13 protein-coding genes are annotated in these 12,492 nt (G+C 70.1%); 5 read left to right on the top strand and 8 right to left on the bottom strand.

Annotated features, from left to right (window positions below):
- Nucleotides 1-21 precede the first annotated feature (21 nt).
- The 5 genes from FLL47_RS44805 to FLL47_RS25230 form a co-directional block, all read right to left on the bottom strand.
- The gene (locus tag FLL47_RS44805; RefSeq protein WP_186315904.1) at nucleotides 22-822 is read right to left on the bottom strand and encodes an ALF repeat-containing protein; all 801 of its coding nucleotides are present in this window, start codon (nucleotides 820-822) and stop codon (nucleotides 22-24) included.
- Between the two features lie 203 nt (nucleotides 823-1,025).
- Nucleotides 1,026-2,273, bottom strand: coding sequence for a serine hydrolase domain-containing protein (locus tag FLL47_RS25245; RefSeq protein WP_246158572.1), 1,248 nt, complete (start codon nucleotides 2,271-2,273; stop codon nucleotides 1,026-1,028).
- Between the two features lie 139 nt (nucleotides 2,274-2,412).
- Complete coding sequence (locus FLL47_RS25240) at nucleotides 2,413-3,375, bottom strand: class I SAM-dependent methyltransferase (protein ID WP_144123063.1); 963 nt, start codon at nucleotides 3,373-3,375, stop codon at nucleotides 2,413-2,415.
- Between the two features lie 106 nt (nucleotides 3,376-3,481).
- On the bottom strand, nucleotides 3,482-4,789 hold the full coding sequence (locus FLL47_RS25235) for an MFS transporter (RefSeq protein WP_246158571.1): 1,308 nt from the start codon (nucleotides 4,787-4,789) through the stop codon (nucleotides 3,482-3,484).
- Between the two features lie 50 nt (nucleotides 4,790-4,839).
- Nucleotides 4,840-5,337, bottom strand: coding sequence for an NUDIX domain-containing protein (locus FLL47_RS25230; RefSeq protein WP_246158569.1), 498 nt, complete (start codon nucleotides 5,335-5,337; stop codon nucleotides 4,840-4,842).
- 135 nt (nucleotides 5,338-5,472) lie between these two features.
- On the opposite strand from FLL47_RS25230, the gene ku reads away from it, so the two are divergent.
- The 4 genes from ku (at nucleotide 5,473) to FLL47_RS25210 (ending at nucleotide 9,152) form a co-directional block, all read left to right on the top strand.
- Complete coding sequence (ku, locus tag FLL47_RS25225; RefSeq protein ID WP_144123062.1) at nucleotides 5,473-6,540, top strand: non-homologous end joining protein Ku; 1,068 nt, start codon at nucleotides 5,473-5,475, stop codon at nucleotides 6,538-6,540.
- A 35-nt stretch (nucleotides 6,541-6,575) separates the two neighbouring features.
- Nucleotides 6,576-7,394, top strand: a complete 819-nt coding sequence (locus FLL47_RS25220) for an ATP dependent DNA ligase (RefSeq protein ID WP_144123359.1) — start codon at nucleotides 6,576-6,578, stop codon at nucleotides 7,392-7,394.
- Nucleotides 7,391-8,218, top strand: coding sequence for a non-homologous end-joining DNA ligase (gene ligD / locus FLL47_RS25215; RefSeq protein ID WP_144123061.1), 828 nt, complete (start codon nucleotides 7,391-7,393; stop codon nucleotides 8,216-8,218). Before FLL47_RS25220 ends, ligD begins: the two co-directional genes overlap by 4 nt.
- Before the next feature lie 217 nt (nucleotides 8,219-8,435).
- On the top strand, nucleotides 8,436-9,152 hold the full coding sequence (locus FLL47_RS25210) for a helix-turn-helix transcriptional regulator (protein WP_144123060.1): 717 nt from the start codon (nucleotides 8,436-8,438) through the stop codon (nucleotides 9,150-9,152).
- Here FLL47_RS25210 and FLL47_RS25205 read toward each other — a convergent pair.
- Nucleotides 9,130-10,800, bottom strand: a complete 1,671-nt coding sequence (locus tag FLL47_RS25205) for a DNA repair helicase XPB (protein WP_144123059.1) — start codon at nucleotides 10,798-10,800, stop codon at nucleotides 9,130-9,132. The genes FLL47_RS25210 and FLL47_RS25205 overlap by 23 nt on opposite strands.
- A 132-nt stretch (nucleotides 10,801-10,932) precedes the next feature.
- Between FLL47_RS25205 and FLL47_RS25200 the strand changes: the two genes are divergently transcribed.
- A complete protein-coding gene (locus FLL47_RS25200; RefSeq protein ID WP_144123058.1) occupies nucleotides 10,933-11,766 on the top strand; it encodes a L,D-transpeptidase family protein in 834 nt (277 codons plus the stop codon).
- 191 nt (nucleotides 11,767-11,957) lie between these two features.
- On the opposite strand, the gene FLL47_RS25195 is transcribed toward FLL47_RS25200, so the two are convergent.
- The gene (locus FLL47_RS25195; protein ID WP_144123057.1) at nucleotides 11,958-12,203 is read right to left on the bottom strand and encodes a hypothetical protein; all 246 of its coding nucleotides are present in this window, start codon (nucleotides 12,201-12,203) and stop codon (nucleotides 11,958-11,960) included.
- An 88-nt stretch (nucleotides 12,204-12,291) separates the two neighbouring features.
- Entirely contained in the window at nucleotides 12,292-12,483 is a 192-nt protein-coding gene (locus FLL47_RS25190) for a hypothetical protein (RefSeq protein WP_144123056.1), read from the bottom strand.
- Between the last annotated feature and the right edge of the window lie 9 nt (nucleotides 12,484-12,492).

Genomic DNA, 12,492 nt, shown 5'->3' with positions numbered 1-12,492 from the left:
CGAACCCCAACCCGATCGGGACTACGCGCGGCGGCGGCGGGCGATCATGACTCCGGCCGCGCCACAGGCGATCAGAGATGCGCCCACGACCAGCATCGCCGTGGTGTTCGGCCCGGTGGTGGGCAGCGCACCCGTGGTGGCTGTCGCCGTGGGTGTCACCGACTGCCCGGGTGTCGTGGTCTGCTCGGGTGTCGAAGTCGGTGTCGGCGTGGGTGTCGGCGTCGGCGTCGGTGTGATCGTCCCCTGGTCCTTGCCGTGCGCCGCCAGCCAGCCGCTGCAGAGGAAGACGCGCAGGTCCTCGAAGGTGCCGTCCAGCGCGGCCGTCGCGGCCTTGACCACCTCGGGACCGCCGGTGCGCCCGGCCCCGGTGACGAGGTCGCGGTAGTCCTGCGTGCGTGCCGTGTGCTGGCCCTCGTTGAGGAAGTTGAGCAGCACCCCTACGGAGCCGTCGCCGAGCACCTTGTTCGCGGCTTCTTTGACGTGCGGACCGCCCTTGGCCATGGTCTGGGACGTCAGGAGCCGCACGTCCGTGTTCCACACGTTCGGTGCCCCGGACTTGAGGAAGTTGCGGGTGTCCTTCTCCGGGCCTTCCTTCTTGCCGTCGAGCGCCTCCTGCGCACGCTCGGCAACCAGGCCGTAGAAGCCCTTGCTCGCGGCAAGGACCTGGTTCACCCGGATCCGCACCTGGTTGTCGGTCATGGCATCGGCATCGGCGTCGAGCAACGGCCGCAGGTCCGGGTACGTCATCCGCTGGCCGAGCTCGCAAGCTTGGCTGAGACCGATCTGCGCCGGCTCGTTGGCTGCTGCCGGGACTGCCGGCATCAGCCAAGCCAAGGTGATGGCTACGCCGGCCAGTGTTTTCCATCGCATGAGGCATGCCTCCCCGTGATCACACCAAAGGTGGCCACGGTAAGGCACTCTGTCCTGTTTGAGCAACAAGCTTGTGCGCCGGTCGTATGTGATGCCATGTAACGGTTGTCGGGCCCCGGCGCGGATTCCGTCTCAGGTGTGCGTGCGCCGCAGGGTCATCGGCCGGGCGACGGGGACGCGGCCGCCGGTAGTCCGTACAGCGCCTGGATGATCGCCATGGCCATCTCGTTGGCCGGCTGCTTGCCGTCCGGGCCGGCGAACAGCGAGGTCAGCACGATGACCGTGTCCTTGCGGACGGGGTCGTGGGCCATGAACGAGTTGAAGCCCGGGATCTGGCCGTCGTGGCCGTACAGCGGTCCGAACCGGACCAGCGCCAGCCCGTAGCCGACCTCGAACGGTGCCGGGGTCTGGATGGGCTGGATGCTGTCCAGCCGCGTCTGCTGCATCTTCGGGTCGAGCAGCCCGCCGCCGACCAGCGCTGTGGCGTATCTGGTCAGGTCGGCGGCAGTGGAGATCGCTCCGCCGGCCGCCCAGGCCCACGAGGGGTTGCTGACGGTGACGTCCTTGGGAAGCAGGGTGCCTGCGGCGGCGGCCGACTGCTCCGGAGCGGGCAGCGCGGGGTCGTCGAGCGTGCTGACGTTGGTGCCGAACATGTAGCCCTGCGGGTGGGGAGCGGGTATGGCCGAGTCCGTGTCCGTGGGCAGGAGCGTCCCGGCCAGGCCGAGCGGACCGAAGATCCGCTGCTGGAACTCGTCCCGCAGGGAGTGGCCGGTGAGCTGCTCGATGATGAGGCCGGCCAGGATGAGGTTGGTGTTCGAGTAGTGGAATCCCGCGCCCGGCGCGAAGTACGGCGGCTTGGCGAAGGCGATGGCCAGCAGCTCGTCGGGCTTCCAGACACGGGTGGGGTCGCTGTCCAGCTGGGCGTTGAACTGCTCGTCCTCGGAGTAGTTGTAGAGCCCGCTGCGCATGCTCAGCAGCTGGGCGATGGTGATGTGGTCGCCGTCGGGCACGTCCGGCCGATACTTCGACACCGGATCGTCGAGGCCGATCTTGCCTTCCTGCGCCAGCTGCAGGAGCACCGTGCCGGTCATGGTCTTGGTGTTCGAACCGATCCGGAAGTGGTCGCCGACGGTCACGGGCCCACCGCCCTCGACCGTGCGGGTGCCGAAGGTCTGGGTCCAGTCGCCCTGCTCCGGAGATGTGATCATCACGACCGCGGCGGGGACGCCCATCCCCTTCATGATCGTCTGAAGCCTGGTCTCGAGCGCCGCGGCGTATGCCGGAGCCGTCGGGCCGGGCGTCTGCCATGACGCGGGTGGGCCGATCGTGTTGCCACAGGCCCCCGTGACGGCCGCGGTGGCGACCAGCGACAGGCCTATCCCGATTACGCCGAACCGTCGCACCTCAGGGACCCCCGTGCCTGTCGCAATACGGCCTCTCCGGGGCCTGAATGCCCCGTTATCTCCCTTTAAGTACAGCAGATGACAGAACGGTAGGTGAGGTTTCTTCGGGATCGGTGGCGATGCAGCCGCCCAGACGTGCTCATTGGGGCGGGACGAAGTCCCAGAACGCGCCGTGGCGGTGGTAGGTGTGGTCACAGCGGGTGCAGGTCGCGGTGTCGGGCGTCCACCTCAGCCGGGTCACGCACACCGGGCAGACCATGCGGCGGGCTAGGCCGGCCAGCTCCGGCGGCAGGTCCACGGTGTGGCCGCCCGGCCGGTCGTACGCGGGCTGGGCCGGGTCGTGGCGGCGGGCGACGACGAACTGGCTGGGTCCCCACCAGCCCCTGCCGCAGGTCTGCGCGACCACCTCCATGCCGTGCACGATGGGCCGGGCCAGCCTGTTGGCGCGCGGGGCGACCTTCTCCCACTGCCGGAAGTTGTTCACGCTCGCGCCCAGCGAGGTGCGCCAGCCGAGGTCGCCGAGCCGTTCCCGGACCGCGCCCAGCCGGAAGTTCCAGAACTGCTCCTCGACGCCCATGGCCACCGGGTCCGGGCTGCGCACCTCGCGCAACTGCCCGCAGCGCAGGCCCCGGGCCAGGCCCAGCACGTGGTGCTTGATCGGCACGTCGACCAGCCAGCGGCTGCCGACGGTGCGGCTCATCTCGGTCAGGCCGCGGTTCACCTCGGACAGGTGGTGCAGCACCCGGACCACCATGCCCGCGTCGAACGCGAAGTCCCGGAACGGGATGCGGTAGAGGTCGGCACGTACCAGGTGCAGCTTGCCGGTGGCCACCTCGGCGGCGTGGCGCTCACCGGCGTTGCGCAGGTTGGTGGCCGAATAGTCCATGATCACCGCATGCTCGGCGCGGTCCAGGTAGTGCCCCGCGTTGCGGCCGAACGCCCCGCCGAAGTCGGCGAACCAGGCCGGCCGGCCCAGCTTCGGGACCAGCCGCCGCAGCACCCGCTGCTCGGCCCAGAGTTCGTAGTCCCGGCCCGACCAGTACTCGCGGTAGTCGTAGCCGTTTGCGTCGTAGTCGATGACGTCGATGGCCGTGGTCTGCATGGCGACCGCTCCGTTCCGCCTAGCGAATTGCCCCAATCGGTAGGCTAATCCACCATCGTGCACGGAAACCCCCGAATAGGCAGAAACCTTTCGCCGCCTGACTCGTTCACGCCGGGGTCGGGATGTCGGCCGTGCGGAGAGCGGTGAGTTCGGCGGCGCGAGCGGTCTCCTCGGCCTGCTTACGGGCCAGGCCCTCACGGCCGTCGTAGCGCAGGAAGGCGGGCAGGGCGGCGGCCAGCGCGCCGGTGCCCGCGACGCAGAGCACACCTCCCCAGACGACCGCGCCGCTGTAGCCCCACCAGCGGGCGCTCAGCCCGGCGCGGGTCTGCCCGAGCATCGGGCCGGTCAGGTAGGACAGCATCTCGATGCCGGCCAGGCGGCCCCGCAGGTGGTCGGGGATGGTCTGGTTCCAGATGACGCCCCGGAACAGGCCGGAGATCATGTCCGAGGCGCCCGCGACGACCAGGCCGAGCAGGGCCAGCCAGAGCGAACCGGCCAGGCCGAACAGCACGATGCCCAGCCCCCAGGCACCCGCGGCCAGCAGCACCGCCAGGCCGTGCCGGTGTACCCGGGCCGTCCAGCCGGAGGTGACCGTGACCAGCAGGGAGCCGACGGCCAGCGCGGCGTAGAAGAGGCCGAGCACCGACGCGCCGCCGTACTTGTCGGCCACCCACGGGTAGAGGGCGACCGGGAAGGCGAAGAACATCGCGTTGACGTCGACCAGGTAGGTGCCGATCAGTTCGGGGCGGCTGCGGGCATACCGGATGCCCTCGACGACCGAGCGCAGCGACGGCCGCTCGGCGGCCTCCGGCGGGGCGACCGCGCGCACCAGCCCGAAGCAGACCAGCGCGATCGCGAAGGTGGCCAGGTCGAACGCGAACACCCAGGCCACGTCGATGTTGGCGATCATGAGACCGGCCAGGGTGGGGCCGGCGATCTGGGCGACCTGCCAGCGCAGCGAGTTGAGCGAGCCGACGGCGGCCATCTCCTCGGCCGGGGCCAGCCGCGGCATCATCGCGTCCATCGCCGGGCGGTGGATGCCGTCGACCGCGGCGGCCAGGCCGGCGATGACGAACAGCACCCAGACCTTCGGGGTGCCGACCAGGGCGTTGAGCAACAGCAGCGCGGTGAGCCCGGCGAGCGCGGCCTCGGCCCAGAAGACGAGCTTGCGCCGGTCCATGTAGTCGGCCAGCGCCCCGCCGACGAACGCCATGAACAGCAGCGGGGCCAGCTCGACCACGCCCAGCAGGCCCACCGTGAGCGGGTCGCCGGTCAGCTGCTTGAGCTGGAACGGGATGGTCACGTACGTGATCATCGAACCGAAGCTGCTGACCCCCGCCGCGGTGTACACCAACCGGAAATCGCGCCGGCGCAGCGGCGACAGGTCCAGCGCGAAGCGCCTCTTGCTCGTCACGTGCGCCGATACTGCCTGGTGAGCCGCGGTTGCGGCAAGCCGATATGCGCTCAGTCCGAGTAGATCTGGCCGGTCTCCTCGAAGCGGGCCAGGTGGTCCAGCGTCCAGCGCACCGCGCCCGAGGTCGGCTCCGGCAGGTCGTCCGGGGAGAACCAGCCCGCGTCGGCGGCCTCGTCCGGGTCGGGGGTCAGCTCGCCGGAGACCTCGGTCAGCAGGTACGACCCGGAGACGTGCTGGTACGTGTCACCGAAGACGTTCGTGAAGGTGTACTGCGGCCCGGACAGGAAGGCGAACAGCGTCGCCCGTCCGGCCTTCAGCCCGGTCTCCTCGAACGTCTCCCGGATCGCGCAGTCGCGCATCGACTCGCCGAGCTCCATGGCCCCGGCGGGGAAGGCCCAGTACCCGTTGTCGGTGCGTTTGATCAGCAGGACCCGGCCCTGCTCGTCCCGGATGACGCCGCGCGCCCCCAGGAAGAAGAGCGTCGCGTCGCCCATGGCCGCCCGCATCCTGCCGTGGTACGAGTTCACCCAGCCGTCCTCAGAACCCATGACGTCAGCCCGCTTCGCGCGCTGACGTCATGTCGACCTGTGTCATCGATCGCTCACTGCGTTCGCTCATGCGCGCCAGCCTAGATCCCACGGGGTTCTTGCGGTACACGGCCTTCTATCGGGCATACTTCCCATATGAGGGCGATCTGGAAGGGCGCCGTCTCGTTCGGCCTGGTCTCCATCTCGGTGAAGCTCTACTCCGCCACGGAGGAGAAGGACATCCGATTCCACCAGGTGCACCGCGCCGACGGCGGACGGATCAAGTATCAGCGCGTCTGCTCACTCGACGGCGAGCAGGTCACCTATGACCAGATCGCCAAGGGGTACGACGTGGGCGGCGGCGAGATCGTGGTGCTCACCGACGACGACTTCAAGAACCTGCCGCTGACCAGCTCCCGTGCCATCGAGGTGCTGGAGTTCGTGCCCAACGAGCAGATCGACCCGATCCTCTACGACAAGGCCTACTTCCTGGAGCCCGACGGCGCGGCCGGGGTGAAGCCCTACCTGCTGCTGCGCGAGGCGCTGGAGAACGTGGACCGGGTCGCCGTGGTGAAGGTGGCGCTGCGGCAGCGGGAGACCCTGGCGACGGTACGCGTGCACGAAGGCGTGCTGGTGCTCAACACCATGCTGTGGCCGGACGAGGTGCGCGAGGCCGCGTTCGACTTCCTCGACGACGACGTGAAGCTGCGCCCGCAGGAGGTCAAGATGGCCGCCTCGCTGGTCGACTCGATGTCGGGCGACTTCCACCCGGAGGAGTTCACCGACTCCTACCGCGAGGCTCTGCAGCAGGTCATCGACGTGAAGATCGGCAAGAAGGACACCGTGGTGCAGCCGACCACCGAGGAACCGATCGCGCCGACGATCGACCTGATGGCGGCGCTGCGCCAATCGGTGGAGCGGGCCCGCGCGGCCCGCGGCGGCGCAGCCGAGCCGGAGGAGAAGCGCACCGGTCACGCCACCGTCCACCCGATCAAGAAGGCGGCCAAGGCCGAACCGGAGAAGGCCGAACCCTCACCGAAGAAGGCGACCGGCCGCAAGGCAGAGCCCGCGAAGGCCGGGTCCACGCGGGCTGGGTCCACCCGTGCCGCATCCGCGACGGCCGGATCGGCGAAGGGCGGATCGGCGCAGGCCGAGGCGAAGAAGTCCACCGCCAAGAAGGCGGCGGCCAAGAAGGCCCCGGCGAAGAAGGCCAAGGCAGCTTGATCCGCGTCGCCTCCGGCCGGGCCGCCATCGCGCCGATGCTGGCTACGGCCGGCCCGCTGCCGAGCGGACCGTTGTGGGCGTACGAGGTGAAGTGGGACGGCTACCGGGCCGTCTACGCGGGCGGGCGGTTCCTCGGCCGGTCCGGGCGGCAGCTGGCCGGTCCCGCGCTGCCGCAGGTCCCCGAGGTGCTCGACGGCGAACTGGTCGCGTTCGACGCGGCCGGGCTGCCCAGCTTCCACGCCATGCAGCAGGGCGCCGCCCCGGTGTACGTCGCCTTCGACGTGATCCGCCCGGAGCTGACCTACGACCAGCGCCGCGAGGTGCTGGACGGGCTGCGCCTACCCGCGGTCTCCCCGGCGGCGACCGTGTCACCGAGCTTCGACGACGGCCCGGCCACCGTGGCGGCGGCCCGCGAACTCGGCCTCGAAGGCGTGATGGCCAAGCGCCGGGCCTCGCGATACCAGCCCGGGGTGCGCTCACCTGACTGGATCAAGTGGAAGTTCGTCCGCACCGGCGACTTCGTGATCGGCGGCTGGCGCGCCGGGGCCCGCCCGCTGGGCGCGCTGCTCATCGGCACCCCGCTGCCGGACGGCACGCTGCGCTACCGGGGCCGGGTCGGCGGCGGGCTGACCGTGCGCACCGAACGGGCGCTGCTGCCCGTGTTACGGGACCTGGTCCGTCCTGCCTCGCCGTTCGCCGGCCCGGCCGAACCGGGAACCTGGGTGGAGCCGCTGCTGGTGGTCGAGGTCCGCTACAGCGAGATCACGCCCGACGGCCGCCTGCGCTTTCCGATCTTCCTGCGGCTGCGCCCGGACAAGTTGCCCGGCGACTGTCTGGGCGAGGACTGCGGATGAAGGTCAGCGTCGACTCCCGCGAGCTGACCTTGTCCAACCTGGACAAGCCGCTCTATCCCGACGGCACCACCAAGGCTGAGGTGATCGACTACTACCATCGGATCGCGCCGGTGATCCTGCCGCACCTGACCGACCGCGCGCTGACCCGCATCCGCTTCCCCGACGGTGCGGACCGCCCCGGCTTCTTCGAGAAGAACGCCCCGGCCAAGAAGCCCGCCTGGGTGCCGGTCTCGCCCGACGGTCTGATCATCTGCCAGGAGCCGGCCACCCTGGTCTGGCTGGCCAACCTCGCCGCCCTGGAGCTGCACACCCACCAGTGGAAGGTCGGCGCCCCCGGCCCCGACCGCGTCGTCTTCGACCTGGACCCCGGCCCGCCCGCGGGCCTCGACGAGTGCCGCGCCGTCGCGCTGGCCCTGCGCGAGCGCCTGGCCGTCGACGGCCGCGAAGCCTTCCCGAAGACCTCCGGTCGTAAAGGCATGCAGGTCAGCAGCACCTTTGCGGGCACCTTCGACGAGGTCATGAGCTACGCCCGGGACATCGCGGCCGAGTTCGCCGCGGCCGCCAAGGACATGGTCACCGACCAGATGGCCAAGGAGCTGCGGCCCGGCAAGGTCTTCATCGACTGGAGCCAGAACAACCAGGCCAAGACGACGGTATGCGTGTACTCCCTGCGCGCCGGCCCCACGCCTACCGTCTCCGCCCCCCTGACCTGGGACGAAGTCGCCCACGCCGACTTCACCGCGGCCTCCTTCGGCCCCGCCGAGGTCCTCGACCGCGCCGCCCGCCTCGGCGACCTGCACGCCGTCCTGCTCACGGAGACCTGAGCGGCTGGCCGCTTGCCTACGGGCCGGGGCTGGCGCAGCACGCTCCGTCAGGCGTCCGGCAGCTACATGTCACCGGCGAGCGCTCGTTTCGGGACGCTTGAGCGTCCCGAAACGAGCGCCGCGCAACGCGATACCCTCCCGGAGCCGGATATCCACAGGCCACACCGCGTTGTCCACAGGGGCTGTCGAGAGTTCGGGCATCGCGCGAACATGGGTCATGGCTGACGACGAGGCGCGACTGGACCGGCAGCTCGGCTTCCTGCTGCAGCGGGAGCGCGAGCGCCGTGGCGTCACCCAGGAAGGGCTGGCGGAGCGGGCGGGAGTCACGCGCCAGTCCGTGTCCCGCTTCGAGTCGGGTCGCCGCCGGGGCAGCACGTTGCTGGCCGATCGGCTGTTCGCCGGGCTCGGACTGCAGTTGCGGGTCGATGTCGAGGCGGCAGGCGCCCACCGTGACGAAATGATCGAGAAGGTGCGGGACGAACTTCCGCAACGTCGAGCCATGGTCGTGGCGGACATGGCGCTACTGAGCGTCCTGCATCGCCCAGGGTTCGCCTACCTGTTCGACGGGGAGTGCGTGGCGCTGCTGCACGGGGTTCCGGTCGCGGCGTCCGGACTCGATCTGATGGTGGCCGAGCATGAGGTCGAGCAGCTGGCCGGGTGGGTCCACCAGGTGGGCGTGCGGCGTTATGACGCGAAGGCGCGAGATTTCGTGTGGCGTGACCTCGACCCCCGGGCGGCGGGGCCGTTGCGGTGGCACAGCGGGCTGATCGAGTTCAGGGTGCGGCTCGTGGCTGTGTTGCCGCCGCCGGTGCTCCTCGCCGTCCCGGGGTTCGCGGAGGGTGAGGAGCACCGGGTGGCGGTGCGGGCGCTGCCGGCGGTCGAGGCCGACTTTCCGGAGGTCGCGCGGGTGCTCAGCCGCCTGCGGGGCCGCTGAGCACGTCGTCGGCGTCGACGATGGTGTACGCGTAGCCCTGCTCGGCGAGGAAGCGCTGGCGGTGGGCGGCGTACTCGGTGTCGATGGTGTCTCGGGAGACGACCGTGTAGAAGTGCGCCTGGCGGCCGTCGCCCTTGGGCCGCAGCACCCGGCCGAGGCGCTGCGCCTCCTCCTGGCGCGAGCCGAACGTGCCGGACACCTGAACGGCCACTGCCGCCTCGGGCAGGTCGATGGAGAAGTTGCCGACCTTGGACAGGATCAGGGTGCGCACCGAACCGTCGCGGAACGCGTCGAACAGCCGCTCGCGCTCCTTGTTCGTGGTGCCGCCGTGCACGATCGGCGCGGACACGCCCTTCTCCTCCAGGTAGCGGCCGATCTCGTGCAGCTGCTCCAGGTAGGCCCCGATCACCAGGACCTGCTCGTCGGAGTGCCGCTCGATCAGCGCCTCGATCACCGGCAGCTTCGCCTTCGCGGTGGCCGCGAACTTGTACCTCTCCTCCGGCTCGGCCGCCGCGTAGGTCAGCCGGTCGGCGTCGGACAGGGTGACCCGGACCTCGGTGCAGTCGGCGGGGGCGATCCAGCCCTGGGACTCGATGTCCTTCCACGGCGCGTCGTAGCGCTTGGGGCCGATCAGGCTGAACACGTCACCCTCCTTGCCGTCCTCGCGGACCAGGGTGGCGGTCAGGCCCAGCCGACGGCGGGCCTGCAGGTCGGCGGTGAACCGGAACATCGGCGCGGGCAGCAGGTGCACCTCGTCGTAGACGATGAGGCCCCAGTCGCGCGCGTCGAACACGTTGAGGTGCGGGAACGTGCCGTTGCGCCGGGTCGTGAGCACCTGGTACGTGGCGATGGTGACCGGGCGGATCTCTTTGCGCTCGCCCGAGTACTCGCCGATCTCCTCCTCGGTGAGGGTGGTGCGGGCCAGCAGCTCCCGCCGCCACTGCCGGCCGGCCACGGTATTGGTGACCAGGATCAGCGTGGTCGCACTGACGTCGGCCATCGCGGCCGCGCCGACCAGCGTCTTGCCCGCGCCGCAGGGCAGCACCACCACGCCCGAGCCGCCGGCCTGGAAGTGCTCCACGGCCTCGCGCTGGTAGGAGCGCAGCTGCCAGCCGTCCTGGCGCAGCGCGATCGGGTGCGCCTCGCCGTCCACGTACCCGGCCAGGTCCTCGGCGGGCCAGCCGAGTTTGAGCAGCACCTGCTTGAGGTGGCCGCGCTCGGACCCGTGCACGGCGATGGTGTCCGGATCGAGCTGCGCGCCGAGCATCCCGGCGACCTTCTTCGACTTCGCCACCTCGACCAGCACCGCACGGTCCAGCCCGCGCAGCACCAGCCCGTGGGCGGGGTCGTTGAGCAGCTGCAGCCTGCCGTAGCGGTCCATCGTCTCGGCCACGTCGACCAGCAGCGAGTGCGGCACCGGGTAGCGGGAGAAGCGCAGCAGCGCGTCCACCACGCTCTCGGCGTCGTGCCCGGCCGCGCGGGCGTTCCACAACCCGAGCGGCGTCAGCCGGTACGTGTGCATGTGCTCGGGTGAGCGCTCCAGCTCGGCGAACGGCGCGATCGCCATCCGGCACGCGGTCGCGTCCGGGTGGTCCACCTCGAGCAGCAGGGTCTTGTCGGACTGGACGATCAGCGGGCCGTTCGTCATGCTCACCTCGCGCTGGGGAACTGAGGGTCAACAGTCCAGTCTCCCACGCTCTGACCGAACGGCTGGCAACCCTGCTTCCAGCAGGAGCGTCTATAGTCCCGACACCGGCGATATCGAACCTGGGGAGGCCTGGTGCGCCGTTTACTCGTGGGCCTGTTGGCAGTCACGACATTGGCCCTTGCGGCCGCCTGCGACCCGAAGGACAACACTGCCGGTGGGCAGCCGGACTTCGTGGCCGCACCGACCGATCAGCCCATCCCGGCACCCGCGTCGAGCGCCCCGGCGCCGAGCGTGCAGCCTTCGCCGAGCGTGAAGCCCTCGCCCAGCGTGAAGCCCTCGCCGACGAAGAAGCCGACGACCAGCCCGTCACCGGCCGGCTGCCCGCAGGGGGAGTATCAGAAGGTCGTCGAGCAGGCCCTGGCCACGCTCGGCGGATACGGCAAGGTCACGGTGGACGGCAAGCAGTCCGCCGCCGACTGCGTCGCGATCAAGAAGTTCCAGCAGCGCTTCGACATCCGGCCCGTCAACGGCAAGGCCGGCCCGCTGACCCGCGGTGTGTCGCAGCGCCTGCTGAAGTCGAAGCCGAGCAACTGCAACGCGGGCACCGCGCTCACCGCGTGCATCGACCTGACCAACCAGACCACCTGGATCATGAGCGGTGGCAAGGTCATCTACGGTCCGACCGTGACCCGGACGGGCATGGCCGGATTCCCCACCCCCAGTGGTTCGTACAAGATCCACGATCGGCAGACGAAGAACTGGTCCACGGACTGGGACGTTTGGCTGCCCCTGTGGCAGCGGATCGTGGAGGGAAAGGGTTTCCACACCACCACGACCTACATCCACAACAGCAGCATCGGCTCGCACGGATGTGTCAACCTGCTGCCCGGTGACTCCCAGAAGTACTGGAACACGCTCAAGAGCGGTACCGCGGTCAAGATTTTCGGTCGCCGACCGGGCACCTGACCGGTCCTCCCCCGAACGGTCGATGACGATCAGTCTTTCGGCCTGAATCGATGCAGGGCCGCAACCGCTTACCGTGCGGGACGCGTAATCCGATTGCCGTGCGCGTTCGGGGCGCCAAACGGGGGCGAGCGCAACGTCGGATGGGCCGTGGCGGTTAGGGGCAGCCACGGCCCATCACCCTTCTCGGACAGTCACCTGCGACTGCGGTAGGTCGCCCCGGCCACCGACAGCACCAGCAGCAGGAATATGCCGCTGCCGATCGACTCCCCGGCCGCGTCCACCACGTTGCGGCGCAGCCCCAGCCAGGCGTAGAAGAACCAGGCCACCAGCCCGCCGACGGCCCCACCGGCGATCATGACCATGCTGCGTGAAGGTCCCCGCGCCGCGGGGCGCGGCGGTTCGGTCTGCTCGGTCGCCGTCTCCTGGTCAGTCGTCATCGCATCCCTCATCCCTTCCCGGTTCCAGCGTGCCATCCGGTGCCGGATTACGGCTGAAATGCCAGGCATTAGAGGGATATTGCGATGATCATCGGCGGTGGCGGCGCACCGTGCCGACGACCGAGATGAGGATCAGGAGCCCCAGCGCGGCCCCCGCCGCCTCGTTGGCGGCGTCGGCCGGGGCGGTGCCCAGCAGACCCCAGGACAGCGTGAACCAGCCGCCCGATCCGAGCAGCAGGGCGGCCAGCAGGAGCAGCCGGGCGCGGCGGGTGGGGTCCACGGCGTCGAG

Source organism: Catellatospora sichuanensis, assembly GCF_007483665.1.
GTDB lineage: Bacteria > Actinomycetota > Actinomycetes > Mycobacteriales > Micromonosporaceae > Catellatospora > Catellatospora sichuanensis.
The sequence above is the reverse complement of the archived record's forward strand: the minus strand, read 5'-3'. Positions and strand labels throughout refer to the sequence as shown.